Below are 21948 nucleotides of genomic sequence, written 5' to 3'. Positions count from 1 at the left end.
TTATTCTACCTCCCTTAAAATGTCCTTTGCCGATTTCTTCCCAATTAACAGAAAAGACAGCAAAATACTAAATACAATAAAAAGCACCATCATAGCGAAACAACCCAACAACTGCCATTTTCCTAAAGAAAAGACCATTCGATCTAACGCACCAATTTTCTCGCAAATAGCAATACATAACATGGTAAATAAAAATATCCCCATTTGCATCATAATCACGCTTTCCACATGAATCAACACGCATCTTTTCCAAGTGAAACCCATCATATAATAAATGGAATAATTGTGCATGTTTTGTCGTATCATAATAACGGTACTGCTAATGATAGACATCAATGTAAGAATGATCATCGCAATCAAAATAGGAATTAACATATTCATCTGATTCATAATATATTCCATACTGTTTTCCCGCATTTCTGCGGATGTATGACGAAATTCATATCTTCCATTCACTGCAAGATATTTTGAATTATAATCTTTTTCCTTCTGTGTAATTCCTTTCTCATATTGTATAAAACATGGGCCTGAAATGATATATGGCCATATACAGGTTTCACCCTCTATTAAATTTTCTTGTTCCGTTTTCGCATGGATCTTATTATTATGTTCAATGTCTCTCTTGGATACAAAGACAATTGCCCTTTCCTCTTCATCCCTGTTAAACGGATAATAATAATCTCTGAAATCAGAATATTCTCCATAATGCATCGTACGCATGATCGGACTGGCTCCATCTGCAAGAATCCCCACTATCTTAGCCTGAACCGGTTGTGATAACTTGTATTCTCTCGAATCTTTTACCACATCAGAAGTTGTCAAAGTTATGACCTCTCCCACTTTATGAGTGTCATCCTTTTGCACCAACACAATCTCGATCATATCCGTATCTGCATCCTCTGTTCTAAGCCAGCGTCCTGATTCTATCTCAGGAGTATATGCTGCGATCAACTCATCATCATAACCAATAACCGGAGACCATGTTCCCAATTCTTCCTTTTTATTGTCAATGTCAAATGTCATCTGTACATCATAGGAGCTTACCATATGTGCTTTTTTTAAGCTTTTTTCTACATCAGAAGATTCTGTAAACGGAAGATACCGCTGCCCGTTTCTGCCTAGCAGATCATTTATATGCATATTCAAACCATCGCCCTGAAAGAAGCATTCCAACGGCTTATATTTTTCATACCTCGAAGTAATTGCAGAGATAATGCTGACGAGCATGATGAACACAATTACTATTTGGAAAAAAATCAGCACCGTCATAAGTTTATTTTTTTTCTGTTCAAACATTGCATATTTCAATTTCATCGGGTCCCTCCTTTCACATCTAACTCTTTGTCTGTTTTTAATGCATATATGATCATAAAAAGTAATATTAACAAAGACAGTATAAAATAAATAGCAAATAAAACCATATAAACATAACTGCTATAGCTATTACTCATATAGTCATAATATTTTGATACTTTTTTCAAAATTACATGCTCAAACAACAAAGCACCGATAACATAAGCTGGTACCGTCAAAACCACACATTCTCCCAAATACAATAATACTACTCTCGCAAAACTCATTCCGCAAATCCGGTAAACCATAAGTGACTGTTTTCTGCTGGAAAGAATATAACGATACAAAATCGCAAAATTTATTGCCGAGACAATGGTAATAAAAATCGTCACCATAATAATCGTATTATAAAGATACACTGCATCATCATCCGGAAGATTTGCCGGCTCAACTACTGCCCTGTCTCCCAAAATTTTATTTGTTTTTTCTACTACAAGATTGTACTGTTCCTGTCGAATTGGTTTCTTAAAATGGAATACTAATCTCTGGTGAAAAAGGGTTGTATCCTCTAAAGAGGTGACCGGTATAGTAGGTCTATCAACATCAATAATGCCATAGGCAATAATTTTATAATCCTTCCCCTGAATATGCAGCGTATTTTTATCGACTGCCATCCGACTACTGACAGGAGATGACATCGTATTCCAATGAAGATAATCCCAACAAATAGCAACTTTCTCCCCGTTCCGATATTCTTTGTCTGTAAAATACCTCCCACTTTCCAGCTTGGCGTTATTCTCTATTTCTTTTTCATATTCATCACTATTAATGATCGTCCCATCCTTCACCGAAAAGTTCATACGAAACGGTAATTGATCTACGATCGCTGTTGCTTCAATATATTTCAATTTATCTGTAAAAGAATTATTAAATTCAGCCACATATTTCTTTAACAAATTCATTGTTATATAATTGTCTACAGAATCAACCGGTTTGAAATAACTTTCATCATCATTTAATTCCTTATCGGATTCTTCATCAAAATCCCCTTGCAAACTCAATGCAATTTCTCTCTCATCTGACAGATCATATTCTTTCTTTAACTGATAGTTCTGATATAATCCATACGAAAAATGGATCATAATACAAGAACAAATGACAGAAAAAACCGTCAAAATAAATATGAGTTTTTTATGTTTAAAACAGTTCTTTATGTTGCACCAAATATATTTCATGGAGTACTCCCTACAAAAAAGCAACGCCAGCGCTTTGCTTTGCAAGAATTGCTAAAGTATAATGTGTTTGCTACTGTTCCACCATTATAATCAAAGTCCCCAGACGCAGCTTGACCCCTGTTTACAATGCAATAAATGTCGGTTATCGAGCATACAATTTGCACATTTTGCGAAGCATCTTGATCTTTTTTCCATCAAAGGCTCCCGGCTGCATACGCCAGCGCCAATTGGTTCCTACTGTGGACGGTTCATTCATTCTTGCCGTATCGTCCAATTCCAAAATATCCTGCATCTGGAATATAACAGTATCCGCAATGCTTGCGTACGCTGCACGCAACATCGCCTTTGGAATCTGTGAAACCCGCTTAATATGCAGATAATTCATCATAAATTTTAATTCTTTGTCCGATTTGTTTCCATAATAACCAAGCAATGTCTGATTATCATGCGTACCACCATATACGAGACAATTCGTGTTCTTATATTGATGTGGCAGATACTCATTAGAAGCATCTCCATCAAACGCAAACTCTAAAATCTTCATTCCCGGCCAACCGGTTTCATTGATCAAAGCACGCACCTTATCACTGACAATTCCAAGATCTTCTGCAATAATATCCGAACCTTTCGTTGCCTTACGAATCACTTTCGTCAAATGTCTGCCCGGTCCCTTGCGCCACTCACCTTCTACAGCAGTAGGACAAGAAGCAGGTATTGACCAGTAATTAACAATACCAATAAAATGATCAATACGAATCACATCATACAAGGCTGCATTGGCTTTCATTCGCTGATACCACCATGCATAATGATCTCTTTTCATTCGTTTCCAACGATATAATGGGTTACCCCAGCGCTGTCCATCCTCCGAAAAACAATCCGGCGGTACCCCTGCAACGTGAATCGGTTTCTTACGCTCATCCAGCTCAAACAGATCTGAATGTGTCCATACATCTGCACTGTCCATGGCAACGTATAACGGAATATCTCCAATAATACGGATGCCTTTGCTGTTAGCATACCGCTTCAACTGACTCCATTGCATGAAAAACTGATACTGACAAAACTTCCAAAAATCAATTTCTTCTGCCAGCAGATCTTCAAATTTGCGGAGGGTTTCTTTGTGACGGAATTTCAGACCATCCTCCCACAACGACCACTCTTGTCCATGAAAGTGAAATTTAAGTGCCATATAAAAACTATAGTCTTCCAGCCAATAGCTGCTCTTCGCCAAAAATGCCTGATAATCTTCCTGCATTTTATGATCACTTCGCGCATATGCCTTATGTAATACCTCAAAACGAGCCTCGTATAACGCTGCATAATCTACCTCTGACACATCGTCTCCCCAATACTGCTCCTCAATCTCTTCCGAAAGAAGAAGCCCATCCTCTTTCAACGTGTCAAGATCAATAAAATAAGGGTTTCCCGCAAATGCTGAAAATGACTGGTAGGGACTATCACCAAAGCTTGTCGGTCCTACCGGAAGCACTTGCCAATAGCTCTGCTTTGCCTCTGCCAACTGATCAACGAAGGCATACGCCTCTGCTCCCAATGTTCCAATTCCATATGGTGACGGCAGGCTGCTGATTGGCAGTAAAATCCCTGCTCCACGTTTCTTTTTCATATTTTTCCTCCATAGGTACTGCCCTCTCCGAGGGATACTTCATTAAGTGTACCTTTTCCATAGGTTAATCCGGCATAAAGCTGCTGTGAATGCTCCATAACCGGTCCTGAATGATCCTCTTTGGCCACTTGTTCAAAGCTCTCCATCAATCCACGGATCACTTCACACGCCGCATCTAAATGAATCGGTCTGCGTTGAACCAAAGTTGCAATCAACTGTTCGTTGACATAACGATACAACTGTCGTAATTGCAACGCAATTTCATAGCGAAAGTCCAGACTTCCGAGAAGTTCTTGTAAATATCCCTGCGCTTTGCGGATCTGTTTTTCCCCCGCATCCGTATTTCCCGCCTGATATTGTTTGTTACCCTCTTGTATTTCATCCAGCAAAAGTTCATATATAATAACGACTAATTCTGTCCGGTTTGCCTGTGCAACCCGTGCGGTATACTCCTTAATCTGTTCCTTCGTCATGCTTAACCTCCATGCCCATACTTGATCGTCACACTCCAATCAGCTTTAGCAATTCTGCGATACCTATAATTAGCTCTGCAGCAAACTCATAATCTGCTGTGGACGGTTATTGGCTTGTGACAGCATTGATGTTGCTGCCTGTGATAATACATTGTTGGATGTATATTCTGTCATTTCAGAAGCCATATCTGTGTCCATAATTCTGGACATTGCATCCGTAAGATTCTCTTCACTTACATCCAAACTCTCTCTTGTTGCATCCAAACGGTTCTGATATGCGCCAAGCGTGGATCTTGCTGCAGAAATCTTATCAATAGCATCATCCAACACTTTGAGAAGCTCCGTAGCACCTTCCTGTGTACATGCGTTAATCTGATTAACACCTTCTTTATTGCGTAAGAACAGGCTTTGGCAAGATACTTCCTTAAAGTCCATCTCCAACGTCTGATGCTCGTTGGCACCAATCTGAAGCACCATATAGCCGGCATCTTCTACGCGAACAATACCACTATCACCCGCTTTGGCATCCGTAACATCGATCTGCATTTCAAATCCATCATTTCCAATGATCACAATACCGGCACCATTTGCTTTATAGCTAAAACCATCGGCCGGGGTAAACTGTGTTCCCAAGGTGATCTTTGCATCTTTGCCGTAAATAACCGTCTCATCATTGGCACCGGCAGAGCGTACTGAGATCTTCTGGTTTGCACCGGTTGCACGTGTCGTCAGTGTCAGTGATCCATCCGGACCGGAAACATCAATATTCATGGCGTCACACATATCTATAATCTTCTTTCTAACACTGGTATCATCGTACTCATCCGTAATCTCTAAACTATACCCATTAATACTGATCGTAGATGGGATCGTATAGTCAAGCTGTGCTTTTGCAGCTTCCGGCATAGCATCGATCGTAATCTCATAATCATTTCTTGGTACATCCATAGACGCCGAAATTGCATGAATGGATAACGTATTCGTCATTACGGTACGTGATGCGGAACCATCAAGCAGTCCCTTACCATTAAACTGGGTTGTGTCTGCAATACGATCAACCTCGTCCATCAGCTCATCAACCTCATCCTGCACGGCCTTACGGTCTTCCAAAGCAAGCGTACCATTGGCTGCCTGTACACCCAATTCACGGATTCTCTGCAAAATATTCTCAATCTCTGACATCGCACCCTCTGCCGTCTGAATGATCGAATCTCCATCAGCAGAATTGCGGGACGCCTGATCCAACGCACGGATCTGGGTTCGCATCTTATTCGAAATCGCCATACCTGCAGAATCATCTGCTGCTTTGTTAATCTTATAGCCTGTACTTAATCTTTCCAAACTGGCCGAAACTTTATTGTCAACCTTTTTCAAACTGACATTTGTAAGCTGCGCTGAAATATTGTGGTTAATTCTCATTGTAATCCTCCATTCTCTGTTGCTACTACCTCTGAAATATACTGTACCAGCACTTTTGCTGTCTGATACAGAGCTTTTGTATCAACTGCATTATCGTTCTCCGATGCAGCAGAATAATCATTCTGCGCACGAAAATCCATTCCATAAGAGATCGTTTTCACCGGACACACATTCTGCTCCAAAGTTTCCTGCAAGGCTCCTGCCTGCTGCTTCAATTTCTCGTATCCGGCTCTGTCATCACAGAGTACCAGTCCCTTAAGACTGCCCCCGGAAATCTGCATCTCCATAGAAATGCGATACGGCTGCCAAATGGTTACCTGTACCTTGCCCGCCTGTTCTTCATCCTCACGGAATGTAAGATTCATCTGCGTAACGCCGTCTGCCGTTTGAATCGGTACTGCATAACTGCGATTATTTCTAAGTCCCTGCTGTAACCGCATCAAACCACGCGTTGCTCTGATCTCTTGAAATTCACTATATGTAATATCGGCACGCTGCTTTGTTTTCTCAAGAATATTTTCCAAAAAATGATCTATTCCGGCACAATATTCTGCAAGTGCTGCCTCATCTTCCTCACCATCTGCAATGGCTTCCATAACATCCTTTAATCCATCCGTTAGTTCCGTCAAATCACGTCTACGCTCTGCAAACGTCTCTTTCTCGGATGACGCCTCACTTGCAGCCACTCCCTGCGGAACTACATGATCCATGGCAGTCTCCAAAACCGCTGCATCGGCTGTCTCCGATGCCAACTGTCCAACCGCATCCTGCTCCGACTGCGATTCTCTAGCAAGTTCCAGTACTGTATCTAAAGCGGTCTCTCCATCCAGTAATCTCAACGCCGCCTGCATATTGCCAACTGTGTCCGGCAGCCCTGCCTCCTCCAAAAATCCATCTGCTTTCTGTGACCGTTTCGCCATATCCCTGAGTTCCCCGGCACGCTCCTCATAATAAGCTGTCATGATCTGATCCGTGATCGTCTGATTACCGGCTGCCGCCTGAATAATATTTTCAGTGTCATCCACAGTATGATCCATCCCCTGTGCATTTCTGGAACGAACCGCCGTCAGCAAATTAGACAGATCCATCTGCTGACCGGATTGAACCACCGCACCAACCGCCGCATGATCTTCTTTCTGCACTTGATGCAACAGACGATAAATTCCAATATAACTTTGTCTTTCTTCCGCAGTAATGCCGTTCGTCTTATCTAATCGCCACAAAAACTTACTGTAACTTTCCTCTTCCTGCGCCGCAGTCATTCCACGATTGGCAAGCATTTCATTCAATTCCGTTACGGTATGTTCTAATGGATTAATACCATCTCGAATCATTCCAAGTACCGTGGCAGGTTTCATCCGGTCGATCAAAGTATTCACTTCTGCATCCCAATCTTTGATCTGCGCAATACTCTCCTCTGTGATTTCCATGCGGTTATAACCAAGAATGCGTACTGCTCTTTCATTCTCCGGTGTGCTCTCCAGCCCCATCTCCTGCAGCATAGTCGGAATACCCGCAAACGCTTTCTTAATACTATCTCCCAGATCCGTGCGCACCTGTGTACCAACCGCCTCATAATCCTGTTGATACTGCCATGCGCTCTTGGTCGCACTGATCGCAGCTCCATGCAGTTCACGCACCGTCATTAATTCATGCTGGCGCAGACTACTGCCCAAAAGTTCTGCCGGGCTTCGGCAATCTCACGCACTGCCGTTACGGCATCCTGCATCGCATGAATCTGTGCGTCTTCTGTAACTGCCGCCTCGCCCGTCTGATCCGTCCGATAATAACTCATCTCTATTTCCCGCAAACGATCCACAAGTTCAGCCAAGCTCTCTGTCTCCACAGATATCCCCTGCGCACGCATAGACATCACTGCCGGGATTGTCATTTTTAATCGTATTTCCTCAAGTTGTCGCCAAGCTGTAACCTGCGGCAAAGGCATGACTTCTGCCGTCTCCTGTCCCGACAGTTCGCCAGCCATTACGGTTGTTTCCTGTCCAACTTTTCGGTCAGATGTGTTCGCTGCTTCTTGTCCAACTTTTCGGTCAGATACATTCATCGCTCCCTGTCCCATTTTGCGGTCAGATAGCACTCCTGCGCTCCGTCCTACTTCACGGCTAGATGATGTTCCTGCGGTCTGTCCCACTTCATGGTCAAAAGCACCTTGCTCTGTCTGATGTGCGTCAAGATAATCCTGCAGCACCGGATCTGCCTTTTCTGTTGTTACCCGTTCCACATCCTGCGCCGTGATCTCTTTTACCTGCTGTATCAAATCCCCGGCAAGCCAAATTCCTTTGTCCCCCGGAACTGTCTGCTCTGCCGGCAATCCCATTGCCATCGTCTGAACGATCTGCTGCAGCGTTATCTCCAAACAAGTACTCTGCTGCATCTGATCTAACATCTCTAATGTCTGCATATTCTCAGCCGTGATCGGCAGTTCATTCGCAAACAGCCACTTTGCCATCGCTTGATCCGAAGCTCCCACTCGTCCGATCTGCTGCAAGATATGTTCGATCTGTGGTGCATACGCCGCCATATCTTTCTCAGTGATCGATGCGTTGTCAACTGCCGTACTACCGGAATGCATTCTTGATATACCGCTTCTATCGTCGGCTGGGTTCCATTTTGTATGACGTAAACTTTCGCCTCATCTGTCATTTCATTGATCGACATACTCATCTGCAGCGTTCCCGCTACCTTATCCACAAATTCTTTGGTTGCAGGCAGATTTGCTTCCTGCAGTGCGTCACGGATCTGTGCCTCGCTCTTTTGCGCCAAAAATCCCTGCTGCTGCATTTTTTCCAAATCGTTCGCCAACTGCTCGCGAAGTTCTTTATTTTCTTCCATCCGGTCTGCTTTCCACTCACGCTCCTCACGGATACGCTTAACGGCGCGCTCCAAACTGGATTTTTGGTATTCTTCCAAAGCACTATCCTCATCCTCAAGTGCGGCACAATCCTCTCCGGTCACAACCTTAAGATTGCGACTGGCAGCATTATCATTTTGCACACGATCCGCTGCGATCTCCGTTGCCTGTCTACCCGTATAATTCTCCGAACCGGACTCACGAAGTCCCTGTAGCTGTGGCATCATAAAATCAGTCTGAACGGCTTTACCACGAATCCCCAAATAACCCGCATCAGCAATTGCCGCATTATTTTTCCCGACGTTATAGTACTTAGAGGATGCTTCCGTCGTTCCGGATCCCGCATCTCCCTGTAACATGATATCATTTATATTCATTAGCTACCTCTCTTTATCAGTGCCGAAAGATCATGAAATCCTTATTAAAGAAATTCAAACCTTTTTGGCACCTGAATCCTATAAAGTAAAAAAAGAGTGCCAAACATGAACTTTGACACTCACATCCTATAAATATATTCGACCAAAAGGGCTAATTTCTTTACCCTATAAATTCAGTCCGTTTAACGTCATGCCCTCTATGAGCTCCCCCTTGCTTAAGCAGCTCGCTCAGACCTTCTTCGCCGTTTCAAAAGCTTTCTGATAACTCAATACTTTCTTTATGTAAGAACGACACTGTGATGGTATACCACCCACACGCCGTACCGTTCCACTTCCGGCATTATACGCCGCCAGCGCTAACTTTACATCTCCGTTATATTCCTTTAACTTGCTGGCGATGCACTTCGCTCCACCCATAATATTTTGCTCCGGATCAAAGGGATCCTCTACGCCAAGTCCACGCGCCGTATCCGGCATCAACTGCATAACGCCCATTGCCCCCGAACTAGACACATCCCTCTCGTTGAAATTAGATTCTGCTTTGGCAATTGCCTTAAGCAAACTTTCGGATACTCTGTATTTTTTGGCTGCTTTCTTAAAATAGCTGTCATAAGGCGTTGTCTTCATAGACGATGCTGATGTCGTTTTCTTAGTGCTTGTACTTCCGGTTGACACCGTACGATTCGTTTTCTGACTCTGACCAGTCGATGTCCCAGACGCAGATGAGGTTGTTCTGGAACTTCCCGTGCGGTCTAACTTTGACGTGTCCGCAGAATAGTCCAGATGTTTCACCGCACTCGTCTTCGTAGACTTCGTGCGTCCCTGTGCTTTCAGCATATCGTCAAAACTGGTAATAGAACTCCTGCGGCCAGCTTCACCCGCATGCGTCTTCAGCGGTTTGATCGGCAAAGCCTGCACTTTCCCATCCGTAATATTATTCGCCGTCATATACCTCTCCTTTCTGCAAACATCTCCTGCAATGTCATATCCAACTTCCCCTGTCTCGGATTCGCCACAGACACTTCCGAAAGCGTGACAGCCATCTCTGCTGCAGCTTGATTTACAGCTTTTTCCTCAGGCTCTATTGGCACAATCTGCTGTAATCTCGGCTCTCTGGCATTCGATACCACCGCCCTCACATTAGCAGGCGACTTCACATTCATCTCGCAAAAGTCTATCTTCTTTGGCGACAGCGGCTTCGCATTCGCTCCACAAGTCTCAATCTCTCTCGGTGACAGTGGCTTCGCATTTGCTCCACAAGTCTCAATCTCTCTCGGTGACAGTGGCTTCGCATTCACTCCACAAGTCTCAATCTCTCTCGGGGACAATGGTTTCGCATTCGCTCCATAGGTTTCAACCTCACGAACGGCTATCGTTTTCCCCTGTATCACGTTCATCGAATGCACCCCCTCGCCATCGCCTCATTTTGCTTTTTATTTTAACAACTTGTCCGGTTTAAATCAATACTTTCCCGCTTCATCCAATAATGCTGTAAGAAGAGATAGGCAATGACACAGATTTCTCACAATTCCATTGGTGATTCGATCAGTTCCTCACATTTTTAGCCGGCTCCATATTCACCCTGCGTCCCTTGATCTTACTGTGATTCATTGCTTCTAATACAGCCGCCGCATATTCCTGCGGAACCTCTACAAACGAAAAATTATCGTACATATCGATTGTTCCTACGAGAGCACCTTCCATTCCGCTCTCCCCGGCAACCGCACCCAAAATATCACCAATGCGTACACGATCTTTTTTGCCGATATTCATAAACATACGCACCATACCCGGCTCTGCACCGGTATCTCCAAACTCTTCTTTTGGAAGCGTCTGTGTGCTTGTCTCTCCTAACTGCATTGCCAGCAAAGCTGCTGCCATTTCCGTTGCCGAATAATCACTGCCATCCAAATATTCCTCTAACAGATCCATCATTCTGCCTAAACCATCTGTAGCGATCAACTCTCCTGCCTGCTCCAATAGTTTCTCCACTTAATGGCAGCCACATCATTCACCGAAGGGATCGGCTGTCTGCGGATCTTTGTCTTGCAATATCTCTGAATATCTTTTAGCTTGTATATTTCCTTGCCAACGACCAGCGTAAATGCTCTTCCTTCACGTCCGGCACGTCCCGTTCTTCCGATACGATGCACATAGTACTCATCGTCCTGTGGAACATCATAATTAAAAACCGCTTCCACATCATCAACGTCAATACCACGCGCCGCCACGTCTGTGGCAACCAAAATATCGGTACGTCCATTGCGAAAGCCATTCATCACGCGGTCTCTCTGGCTCTGTTTCATATCACCATGCAGTCCCTCTGCAAAATATCCTCTACCCTTTAAGTCTGCAACTAACTCATCCACTTTTCGCTTCGTATTGCAAAATACCAACGACAAACTCGGATCATACATATCCAACAATCGGGACAGCACCTCATTCTTTTTACGCGGATTAACTTCATAATAATACTGTTCGATTTTTGGGACAGTAAGCTCTTTCTGAATCACTTTCACAATCTCCGGCTCATGCAGGTAACGCTTCGCAATTTCCAAGATTGGCTTTGGCATTGTTGCCGAAAAAAGCATTGTTTGACGCTCCTCTGGCAGTTGTCCCAAAATAGTTTCTATATCCTCTCGAAATCCCATATTTAACATTTCATCCGCTTCATCCAAAACCACAATATCTACCGTTTGTGGTTTTAGCGTATGACGGCGCAAATGATCCATCACTCGTCCCGGTGTACCAATCACGATCTGTACACCACCTTTTAAGGAACGGATCTGTTTGCTGATCTCCTGTCCTCCGTATATCGGAAGCACTTTGATCCCATGCAAAAACTTTGCTAATTTGCGAATTTCATTGGCGGACTGAATTGCAAGTTCTCGCGTTGGGCACAAGACGATTGCCTGCAGACTTTTGTCTTTCGGATTGATCCGCTGCAACATCGGTATTCCAAACGATGCTGTCTTACCCGTTCCGGTACGCGCTTGTCCGATCATATCCTTTCCCTCTACCGCAATCGGTATCGACTGCGCCTGAATCGGACTGGGCTGCTCAAAACCCATTTCCGCAATTGCACGCATTATTCTTGTATCCAAACACATTTCTTCAAACGTCATTTATATCTCCATTTCTAATCTGCTTTATTTTGCAGCACAGTTCCCCTGCAAAATCTTTCTCTGTATCAATGCAACTTTCCTATTATAGCAGATTCTCGGGGCATGAGCAACATCGGCATTGCATTAGATGTTGGCTCTGGCAAAAGATCTCTGATACCAAAAGTGGGCAGCTATCCAAGTTTTGATAGCTGCCCCTATGGATCTCTCTCTATTGATGACCGGCGCACTGTTTATGATCTGGCAATGGGCCTTCGATGGATTTATGACTAGAATGCCTCCTTGCCAACTTCAACGTCATCGAACGAACCGTCTAAGACAATGCCATCCTTTTTGATCGCACCACGAAATGCCTGTGTGCCAATCTTTTTGATGGTTCCACCACAAACAAATTTTTCTAATTTATGACACTTATAGAAAGCTTGTGCATCGATCGTGTCAATGTTTCCTTTGACTTCAAAGTTCTTACAATGCCAGTTATTCATAAACACGCCGTTTCCAATGGTTGTAAGATTACCAAGTGCCGTTACTTTCTTTAATTTGGTATTTCTAAAAGCATTGCGTGTAATGACTTTCACATTTTTATCCAATGTCAGTGTAGATTTTTTATAATCTTTGCTCACACCATACACCGTCTTGCCATCTCCGCTGTAAATCACATTGTCACGGACTTTATAATTTTTATTTCCCGCAGGAATTCGAATATCAAAGCAATCCGTTGACTTGTTATCCGGCAGCAAAAATCCATTTTCATCACAGTAGTTGACAGGATTGATCTGTCCCGCAAATCCGGTTCCAAGCGTAATCTTTTTTAAGCATAGACATTTATAAAAAGTGCTGTAACCGGCATATTTTAAGGAATCCGGCAATTGAATCTCTTTTAGATTCGTACCGGCAAACGTACCTAACATAGCAATTTCTTTCAAATACTTTGCGGATCCATCCGGCTCGCTCACGAGATCTTTTTCATCATTTATGACATCTTCGTCCCCTTCATCAGAGACTTCTCCTGCATCAGCCGGCGCACCAACATCATAATAAGATAGCTTTGCTTTGACTCCGTCAAAGTCACTTAATTTTTTCACGTTCACAGCCTGCGCTAAATTAATATCGCTAAGCTTACTGTCACCGTAAAACGCCCCGGCACCGATATCTGTAATTCCTGTTGGCAATACAACTTTCTTTAAGGATGGATTGCGCGAAAATGCGAGTGCTTCCACTTTGGTTACAGACTTCGGTATACGATATGACTGTTCTGTCTTTTCAACCGGATAATAGACAAGTGTTTTTTTATCCTTGGTAAAAAGTACATTATTTTCTGTCATATAATATGGATTCTTACTGTCTACCGTTATCGTTAAATTTTCTTTGAACGTATCTGACGTATCCGTGGCACCAAGTCCCCAAAATGCACCACCTTCAATATATCGTACATTGCGTGGCAGATGAATCGTGCGGATATAAGCTGCATCTTTCGTTGGCGCAAATGTATTTGCATTAATTCTTTCTAGAGAATCCGGTAAAGAAAGCTTAATTTCCTCAGCATCTTCGTCCTTGGAAACATTTCCAAATAAATTGCTCACCGCTAATGCAGTAATTCCTTCTTCAATCTTAATCTCTTTTACCGAACAGGTTATTCTTTCCTTGACTTCATATGGCTCTGCAAGTCCCTCAATCTTTTGCTTGGTAGTATCTGAATCCACAGCGCGATCCACAGCACCGGAACCACTAATTGTCAATACTTTCGTACCTGTATTGTACGACCATTCTGCATTGTCCCCACATTTGCCCGAAATCGTCCGTGGCTCGTCATCGACGGAAGCATAATACTGGAACGGTGTACTGGTCGGCGTTGCCTGTGCTTCCTTTGCCTGTTTCGTTGATGTCGTGTCAGTAGATTTTTGTGAGCAGCCGGAAAGTCCTACGATCATTGGTACGGCTAACAAACATACTGCTGCCTTCCTCGTTAATTTTGCCCCTGCTTTTTTCATACTAACCCCCTCCTTCGTATAAATATCTTACGCTGTTATTTTTACTCTTATCCGTAAAAACAACCTTGTTCTTAACTGTATAAATCCGTCCCTTAAATTACTTGAAATCAATATACCATATACACAGAATTTTATCAATAAAAGCCACAAAAAATCACGCTGCACAACTGCGATTTCCTATAAGAAAAAAGGACTGTCTATCCACGAAATAACATTGCGAATAGAACAGTCCTTTTATACCTTATGCTTCTTTCAAAAGCCACATATTTATGCGTACTTTCGTGCTTCATCGTGAGCACAGATCATACATACTATTTACTGTTTCAAACTTCCCATACCTCATTATCTCACACAACCACATATTGCTTATTATGTCAGTAAAATAATGTCTATTTTGCAGCCGGTAAAGTAAATAATCCTGCCATCAACAAACTAAGACAATTGCAGCAGAACGCAGAGTTTTTACGTGATTTCTTATTTTGTTAAGTCTCTGATGAATACATGCCTAGAGGAATGTCTGAGATGTCCCGGTTTAGCAAGGTATCATCAATTTTTTGGACGGGACGCTTTCGCTACGATGCGCTACGTCACGTTACTTAATGTCTCTGAAATACGAGACATAAGTAACGACGAGCGCAAAGTCCCTTTCAAAAATGATGATTACCTTGCTTCCGGGACTTCGAGTTTCCGAAAGGCATGTAAATCATACATCAGAGACAACAAAATATAGAAATCACCGTGAAAACTAATTGCGGCAAGGCAATTGCTATAGTTTCTTGATGGCAGGACTCACTACATAGTGACTGCAAAATATAATTAGGCCATCAACATAATAAGCAATATGTGGTTCGGGCAATAACTTCCGGTATGGGAAGTTTTAGTTACTGTATATACAATGCGTCATCTTTAACATCCAGCACGATCTCCTCGCCCATATGCACATCGCCACGAAGAATCTTTTTGGCTAACAGTGTCTCTACATTCTTCTGCAAGTACCGTTTCAACGGACGTGCACCAAAGGATGGATCATATGCCTGCTCTGTAACAAACGCTTTGGCAGCATCTGTCAAAGATACATGCAATTCTTTTTCTGCTAAACGTTCATTCAGCTCTGCAAGCAAGATATCAATAATACCGGTAATATCCTGCGGACGAAGCGGCTTAAAGAGGATCGTTTCATCCAAACGATTCAAAAATTCCGGACGGAAGAAGCGTGCAGTTGATCCAGTACCGCTTTACGTGCTTCTTCGCTGATCTCTCCATTTTCATCAATGCCTTCCAACAAATATGAGGAACCAATGTTAGAAGTTAATATTAATATTGTATTTTTGAAATCAACGGTACGACCCTGTGAATCGGTAATTCGGCCATCGTCCAACACTTGCAATAATACATTAAACACATCCGGATGTGCTTTTTCAATCTCATCAAACAGTACAACAGAATACGGTTTACGGCGTACTGCTTCGGTGAGCTGTCCACCTTCTTCATATCCAACATATCCCGGAGGCGCTCCGATCAGACGAGCCACGGAATGTTTCTCCATATATTCACTCATGTCGATACGAACCATATTCGTCTCGTCGTCAAACAAATATGCCGCCAAGCTCTTAGCAAGTTCCGTTTTACCAACACCTGTCGGTCCTAAGAACAAGAAAGAACCAATTGGTTTCGTAGGATCTTTGATGCCTGCCTTAGAACGTAAGATCGCTTCTGCGACCAAACGGACGCCCTCTTCCTGTCCAATGACACGTTTATGCAATTCATCCTCCAAATGCAGTGTTTTTTCACGTTCGCCTTCCGTAAGTTTGGCGATCGGAATTCCTGTCCAGCGAGAAATAATTTTGGCAATCTCTTCCTCGGTAACACATTCCTGCACCAAAGTACGATCTTCTGCTTTTGCCTTTTCTTCTGCTGCCTCAAGCTGTCGCTCTAACTCCGGCAATTGTCCATACTGGATCTCTGCAGCACGGTTCAGATCATAGTTGCGCTTTGCCGTTTCAATCTCTGTACGAAGCGCATCTCTCTGCTCTTTCAACTTATTTACCGTATCGACAGATGCCTTTTCGCTATCCCACTTTGCTTTCTTGGCATTGAAATCATCACGAAGTTCTGCCATTTCTTTTTGCAGTTCTTCCAAACGTTCCACGGACAAATGATCTGTCTCTTTCTTAAGTGCTGCCTCCTCAATTTCCATCTGCATAATACGTCTGCGCTCTTCATCGAGTTCTGCCGGCATACTATTTAACTCTGTCTTGATCATGGCACAGGCCTCATCGATCAAGTCGATCGCCTTATCTGGCAGGAAACGATCCGAAATATATCGGTTGGACAACGTTGCGGCTGCCACCAGCGAAGAATCCGTAATCTTGACACCATGGAATACTTCATAGCGTTCTTTCAGGCCACGCAGTATTGAAATAGTATCTTCCACTGTTGGTTCATTGACCATAACCGGCTGGAAACGACGTTCCAATGCCGGATCCTTTTCAATATACATACGATACTCATCCAATGTCGTAGCACCAATACAATGTAATTCACCTCTGGCAAGCATTGGTTTGAGCATATTGCCGGCGTCCATAGCGCCATCGGTCTTGCCGGCACCGACAATCGTATGCAGCTCATCAATAAACAGAATGATCTGTCCTTCACTCTTCTTCACTTCTTCAAGAACCGCTTTCAAACGCTCCTCAAATTCGCCACGGTATTTCGCACCCGCTACCAAGGCACCCATATCCAACGCAAAGATCTTCTTGTCTTTGAGTCCTTCCGGCACATCTCCGCGAACAATACGCTGTGCCAAGCCCTCAACAGCGGCAGTCTTACCAACACCGGGTTCACCGATCAAGACCGGATTATTTTTCGTCTTACGTGAAAGAATACGCACAACATTACGAATTTCCGCATCTCGTCCGATCACCGGGTCCAGCTTGCCATCTTTAGCACGTTCTACCAGATCTGTACCATATTTTTCCAACGTATCATATGTTGCTTCCGGATTGTCACTGGTAACCCTCTGATTACCACGCACCTCAGAAAGCACCTGCAAAAATCGCTCTCGATCGATCTGACACTGCTTAAACAACTGCTTGATCTCTTTGCTCGGATGCGCTAACACACTCAAAAACAGATGCTCTACGGAAACATATTCATCTCCCATCCGTTTTGCTTCATCTTCCGCATAAATCAATGCTTCATTTAAATATTTGTCAATCCGAAGATCGCCGCCGACAACCTTTGGACGTTTTTGTAAAAGTCCTTCTATCTGCGCCTGAAATGCTTCCGGTGCAATTCCCATTTTCTCGATCAGTTTGCGGATCAAGCTATCATCTACTGTCATCATAGCGGATAGCATATGCTCCTGACCGATTTCCTGGTGACCATGATCCATGGCGATTTTCTCACAGCCTTGTACTACTTCCTGTGATTTTTGTGTAAATTTACTGATATTCATACAATCACCAATCCTTTCTGTCTCAAACAAATCCATATGCCTACATAGCATGCTAATGCTGAACTATGTAGTACACTATCTGACTATTTTGGTCCCTCTGATGATTGTTATATCACTTATTAGCACTCGTCAAGAGTGAGTGCTAATTTTTTATCATTTTCTTTTTGACATGTCCTGCAAGCATACAAAATACATAGATCACAACCGCTATCAGCACGATCTTACCAATTGGCCATACATAAAGTACACCACCGGATCTTGATGCCAGACCGCCATCCGCATTGATCTCTCAATCATTGCTAAAACATATCATAACATATTGTCCTATTTTGTTTCAATGAATGTTGTTTTCTACAAGCACTCCCTTTCCCCATAACATGCAAGAACCGACATATATGTAGGAATTATTCAGAAATGCATTATACATTTTCATTATCCTACTACATATGTCGGTTTCTTAATCTAAAAGGTTATTTTGAAAGCATAATCTACGAAGTCTCCGCAATTACATACGAAAACTTTCTCTTGTTACCGATAACTTCTAAGCAAAAAGTTTACCAATCCGTTTTGCCATACTTTTTCTTCATGTGTACCGTTCGGATACATATACCAAATATGATCCACCTTGTTCTCTTCCAATGTTTTATGATAGTTATAAGGATTATCTCCTATTGTTGTGTCTGCTGTCCCGCTACAAAGGAGTACGGTTTCCGGTACATTTTTCCAGCCATTCGTATTTAATAAACTTTGATCCAATGTCGGTGCCGCTGAAAAAGATCCAATATAATTAAAATGATCTTTAATGGCAAATCCTAAATGTAATGCCTCCATGCCTCCCATAGACAGACCACATACTCCGGTATCTTTTCTGTCGGATGACACGGCAAAATTTTCAAGAATATATGGCTCTAGATCCTGTAAAAATTCCTGTTCAAACATGGTGAATGCGCCAATATTCTCTGGTCCCAGCGTATTTGACGACACTCCATCTTTTGGAACAACACTTGGTATAACAGCTACAAATGGTGCAACCTCACCTCTGCAAATCATATTGCTTAATATATTTTTTAAGGACATGCCAACCCACTGTCCTCTCTCACAGCCAATTCCGTGAATCATGTATAATACCGGATATTTTTTGCTGCTATCATACTGTGGTGGCAAATACACATATGCTTCGCGTTCTGCTCCAACAACTTTGGATGGATACGTAATGCTTTCAATCGTTCCAAACACCGTTCCTTCCTGTTTCTTTGTATAGTGTTTCATATTTAATGCAAAATATTTATTATAATCTTCTTCTGATCCGCTGACCTTCCCGGTCTGCCACCCCTCATCCGGAACAGGTGTCGGCTTCACTGTCGGTAATGGTATCGGTGTTGGCGTTGGATTAACCGTTGCTGTTGGTACAATCGTCGGCTTTTGAGACACTACCGGTACTTTTGATGCAATTGGACGCATTGTATAAGTCGGTTTCTTAGTACTCTTTATTTTTGCTCTCTTTTTGTTAGGCTTAACCGTTACTCTGCAAGTATATTTTTTCTTTCCGATACGTGCAATAATCTTTGCTGATCCCTTTTTCTTCGCTGTAACAATCCCTTTTTTATTAACAATAGCAACTTTTTTATTTTTACTGATCCATTTCACTTTCTTTTTTGTGTTTTTTACTTTTAGTGCTCGTTTTTGACCAATCGCAAGTGTCATTTTTTTATGATTGATCGTTATTTTTTTCGCTTTTGCAGCCACGTGCCCAGAGGCTCCGACAAGCAATAATGTGACGGTTATAGCAATTGCTGTCACTTGTAAACTTCTTTTATTATTTTTCAGCATTTTCATTCCCTCCTTCAATCGTAATTGACTTATTGCTCTTCCTATGTTACCATTTTCGCAACTGGTATTCCATGATTTATAGCGACGCAAGCATATATAATAGCGACTTTTAAGGAGTAGTTTATGAAACAAACATATTTTATAACCAATTTACAATCTCTTCCACACGTCACATTGTCCGGATCAGTTTCTGTTCCTGCTCCTAACAAGCATTTTCGCCGCACCCCCTCTGACTGGATTCTATATTTCATCACAAATGGCAGTATGCTTTTGCAGGAAGAAGATACTATTTACCACTTAAGTGCCGGACAGACCCTGCTATTATGTCCTGATAAATGCCACTTTGGTGTCCAAAGTAATTCTCCGGTAAGTTATTACTATATTCATTTTCAATGGAACCCACAAAAAGAACTGTTGCTGTCCGAAGAAGAAGTTTATCACCAATTTCTTTCAATGCATAGTGAACTTAATGCTTCCCCATTACAGTACAAACCATGCGAACAAATACTTATTCCAAAGAATGCAACACTTTCAGGAGCTTCTTATTATGAAGTCCTTAATGAAATTATATCTGCCACAAACAATGCAGTACCGGGTAGCCCTTATCATCAAAGCATGATAAATTGCAATTTTGCAATGCTGCTGTTAAAAATATGTCGTGCACATATTAATGCGTTATTTCCACCAAATAACATCGGCACATTTTCCGCGCTCCCATTACTTTCTTATCTGAAAAGTAATTACAAACAAAAATCACAAGTGTCCTTTTAGAAAAACAATTTCATCATAATTTTGATTACATGAACCGTAAATTTAAGGAAGTAACTGGTGAGACTATTTTTGCTTTTCTTGAAAAATACCGCATTGAGCAGGCCAAAATCTTACTATCCAGCAAACAGTTTACTGTAACGCAGATTGCTGATCAATTGGGTTTTTGTAATGGTTTTTATTTTAGTAAAGTTTTCAAGAAAAACGAGGGTATATCACCACGCGAATATCAAGCCAACCTAAATAATCTTCAATAAAAAAGCAAAGCCAGCGCTTTGCTTTGCAAGAATTGCTAAAGCAATTCTTGGCGATGTCACGCTACATAACAGCAATTTCCTATCAACCAAAAAAGCAAAGCCAGCGCTTTGCTTTGGCTTCCCCATACGTTACGAGCATTTTCCTATCAATTAAAAAGAGGCTCCGATACATCTTTTTCTGCTTTCCTTAATATTGAAAACAGTTGCAAGAGTTCTCGGAGCCTCTAATGTAAGGGCTTCCTTTATCTGTAACAATTATATCTTAATAATTGCACACAGTGCTCATTATTTTATCACGATATCTGTGATCGCTGGTACGTTGCTACCTCCACCAACACCACAATTTAATGTGATTGTTTTACCATTTGCCCAATTGCCATCCCATCCAGGATTGCTTACGCGGTAACGATTATTGCCAAGGCTCTCACAAGTACCGCTCCACATAGAAGTAATCTCGCGGTCTAAGGTAAACTCTACCGTCCATCCATCGGTATAGCTGACACCTGTATTGTTGGTAAGAGTGATCTCTGCAATTCCGCCACTGCCCCAATTACTGGTAAGTTTTACCGAGCCTGTTACTTTGCTGTCGCCGGAAGGCTCTGTGGTTGGTGCTGCTGTCGGTGCCACTGTTGGTGCTACTGTCGGTGTAGCTGTCGGTGCCACTGTTGGTGCTACTGTCGGTGTAGCTGTCGGTGCTACTGTTGGCGTTACGGTTGGCTGTGGAGTCTCCCCACCTACTTTAGAAAGTGTAAGACTTACGATCTTGCCACCGTTCCAAGCAGACAAGCACAAATAGGTAACCTTTGATGTGCTCTTAATGTTCATGGTTGCCTTTAATTCTTTGACTGTATATGTCTTCGTTACTTTATCCGTTGCATTACTTGCCGCAGAATAATTATCACCACTCTGCCATACATTGTCTACAGATGCACCCCATCCTAAAATGCCCCAGTTACCATGGGAAGGATCTGTACAAGTATAAACTACGGTAACAATATCATCGTCAGATGCATTTAACAACCACTGTGGATCGTTCGTTGCATACGTAGACTCTAAGTTAGATACAATCTCCGTCGTATCTGAAATAACCGGTGACTGTGTCGGAGCTGTGGTTGGTGCTACTGTCGGAGCCTTCGTCGGTGCTACCGTTGGTGCCTTTGTTGGTGCTACCGTTTGGTGCTTTGTTGGCGCTGCCGTTGGTGCCTTTGTTGGCGCTGCCGTTGGTGCCTT

13 protein-coding genes and 3 pseudogenes are annotated in these 21948 nt (G+C 42.6%); 2 read left to right on the top strand and 14 right to left on the bottom strand.

From position 1 onward, the window contains the following. From DW981_RS06340 to DW981_RS06275, 13 genes and pseudogenes are all read right to left on the bottom strand, one after another. Entirely contained in the window at positions 1-1314 is a 1314-nt protein-coding gene (locus DW981_RS06340; RefSeq protein ID WP_118507149.1) for a hypothetical protein, read from the bottom strand. Next, positions 1311-2528 (bottom strand): ABC transporter permease, encoded by a 1218-nt coding sequence (locus tag DW981_RS06335; protein ID WP_118507148.1) that lies wholly within the window; start codon positions 2526-2528, stop codon positions 1311-1313. Before DW981_RS06335 ends, DW981_RS06340 begins: the two co-directional genes overlap by 4 nt. A gap of 142 nt (positions 2529-2670) precedes the next feature. Then, positions 2671-4155 carry a 4-alpha-glucanotransferase gene (gene malQ / locus DW981_RS06330; protein ID WP_118507147.1) on the bottom strand — a complete coding sequence of 495 codons (1485 nt, stop codon included), beginning with the start codon at positions 4153-4155 and terminating at the stop codon, positions 2671-2673. Next, positions 4152-4628 carry a flagellar protein FliS gene (locus tag DW981_RS06325; protein WP_022025666.1) on the bottom strand — a complete coding sequence of 159 codons (477 nt, stop codon included), beginning with the start codon at positions 4626-4628 and terminating at the stop codon, positions 4152-4154. The genes malQ and DW981_RS06325 overlap by 4 nt, the downstream gene beginning before the upstream one ends. A 69-nt stretch (positions 4629-4697) precedes the next feature. Next, positions 4698-6047 (bottom strand): flagellin, encoded by a 1350-nt coding sequence (locus tag DW981_RS06320; protein ID WP_118507146.1) that lies wholly within the window; start codon positions 6045-6047, stop codon positions 4698-4700. After that, positions 6044-8553: pseudogene (locus tag DW981_RS06315) on the bottom strand (DUF6240 domain-containing protein). The gene DW981_RS06320 and the pseudogene DW981_RS06315 overlap by 4 nt, the downstream one beginning before the upstream one ends. Then, a complete protein-coding gene (locus tag DW981_RS15580) occupies positions 8454-9293 on the bottom strand; it encodes a hypothetical protein (protein WP_118507143.1) in 840 nt (279 codons plus the stop codon). The pseudogene DW981_RS06315 and the gene DW981_RS15580 overlap by 100 nt, the downstream one beginning before the upstream one ends. A 228-nt stretch (positions 9294-9521) precedes the next feature. Beyond that, entirely contained in the window at positions 9522-10241 is a 720-nt protein-coding gene (locus tag DW981_RS15575; protein WP_118507142.1) for a lytic transglycosylase domain-containing protein, read from the bottom strand. Next, positions 10238-10690: a hypothetical protein gene (locus tag DW981_RS06295; RefSeq protein ID WP_118507141.1), complete on the bottom strand. Its 453-nt coding sequence runs from the start codon at positions 10688-10690 to the stop codon at positions 10238-10240. The genes DW981_RS15575 and DW981_RS06295 overlap by 4 nt, the downstream gene beginning before the upstream one ends. Positions 10691-10838: 148 nt before the next feature. Further along, a pseudogene (locus DW981_RS06290) lies at positions 10839-12418 on the bottom strand (DEAD/DEAH box helicase). A 266-nt stretch (positions 12419-12684) separates the two neighbouring features. Then, the gene (locus DW981_RS06285) at positions 12685-14406 is read right to left on the bottom strand and encodes a leucine-rich repeat domain-containing protein (RefSeq protein WP_118507140.1); all 1722 of its coding nucleotides are present in this window, start codon (positions 14404-14406) and stop codon (positions 12685-12687) included. Between the two features lie 881 nt (positions 14407-15287). Further along, positions 15288-17863 (bottom strand): annotated as a pseudogene (gene clpB, locus DW981_RS06280) (ATP-dependent chaperone ClpB). A gap of 528 nt (positions 17864-18391) precedes the next feature. Next, entirely contained in the window at positions 18392-19693 is a 1302-nt protein-coding gene (locus DW981_RS06275) for an alpha/beta hydrolase-fold protein (RefSeq protein ID WP_182434163.1), read from the bottom strand. A 123-nt stretch (positions 19694-19816) separates the two neighbouring features. Here DW981_RS06275 and DW981_RS06270 point away from each other — a divergent pair, with 123 nt between their 5' ends. Further along, positions 19817-20464 carry an AraC family ligand binding domain-containing protein gene (locus tag DW981_RS06270; protein WP_118507138.1) on the top strand — a complete coding sequence of 216 codons (648 nt, stop codon included), beginning with the start codon at positions 19817-19819 and terminating at the stop codon, positions 20462-20464. Positions 20465-20493: 29 nt separating this feature from the next. Beyond that, entirely contained in the window at positions 20494-20718 is a 225-nt protein-coding gene (locus DW981_RS06265) for an AraC family transcriptional regulator (protein ID WP_118507137.1), read from the top strand. Positions 20719-21003: 285 nt separating this feature from the next. Here DW981_RS06265 and DW981_RS15340 read toward each other — a convergent pair. Continuing rightward, on the bottom strand, positions 21004-21948 hold a 945-nt coding region (locus tag DW981_RS15340), incomplete at its 5' end, for a cellulose binding domain-containing protein (protein WP_243034669.1).

It is taken from the genome of Clostridium sp. AM49-4BH, assembly GCF_003478335.1.
GTDB lineage: Bacteria > Bacillota > Clostridia > Lachnospirales > Lachnospiraceae > Butyribacter.
The sequence above is the reverse complement of the archived record's forward strand: the minus strand, read 5'-3'. Positions and strand labels throughout refer to the sequence as shown.

Bases quoted from the DNA above. Each gene is read 5' to 3' on its own strand.
- malQ (WP_118507147.1), bottom strand. From the start codon at position 4,155: ATGAAAAAGAAACGTGGAGCAGGGATTTTACTGCCAATCAGCAGCCTG.
- DW981_RS06340 (WP_118507149.1), bottom strand. From the start codon at position 1,314: ATGAAATTGAAATATGCAATGTTTGAACAGAAAAAAAATAAACTTATG.
- DW981_RS06335 (WP_118507148.1), bottom strand. From the start codon at position 2,528: ATGAAATATATTTGGTGCAACATAAAGAACTGTTTTAAACATAAAAAA.
- DW981_RS06325 (WP_022025666.1), bottom strand. From the start codon at position 4,628: ATGACGAAGGAACAGATTAAGGAGTATACCGCACGGGTTGCACAGGCA.
- DW981_RS06320 (WP_118507146.1), bottom strand. From the start codon at position 6,047: ATGAGAATTAACCACAATATTTCAGCGCAGCTTACAAATGTCAGTTTG.
- DW981_RS15575 (WP_118507142.1), bottom strand. From the start codon at position 10,241: ATGACGGCGAATAATATTACGGATGGGAAAGTGCAGGCTTTGCCGATC.
- DW981_RS06265 (WP_118507137.1), top strand. From the start codon at position 20,494: ATGAACCGTAAATTTAAGGAAGTAACTGGTGAGACTATTTTTGCTTTT.
- DW981_RS15580 (WP_118507143.1), bottom strand. From the start codon at position 9,293: ATGAATATAAATGATATCATGTTACAGGGAGATGCGGGATCCGGAACG.
- DW981_RS06285 (WP_118507140.1), bottom strand. From the start codon at position 14,406: ATGAAAAAAGCAGGGGCAAAATTAACGAGGAAGGCAGCAGTATGTTTG.
- DW981_RS06295 (WP_118507141.1), bottom strand. From the start codon at position 10,690: ATGAACGTGATACAGGGGAAAACGATAGCCGTTCGTGAGGTTGAAACC.
- DW981_RS06275 (WP_182434163.1), bottom strand. From the start codon at position 19,693: ATGCTGAAAAATAATAAAAGAAGTTTACAAGTGACAGCAATTGCTATA.
- DW981_RS06270 (WP_118507138.1), top strand. From the start codon at position 19,817: ATGAAACAAACATATTTTATAACCAATTTACAATCTCTTCCACACGTC.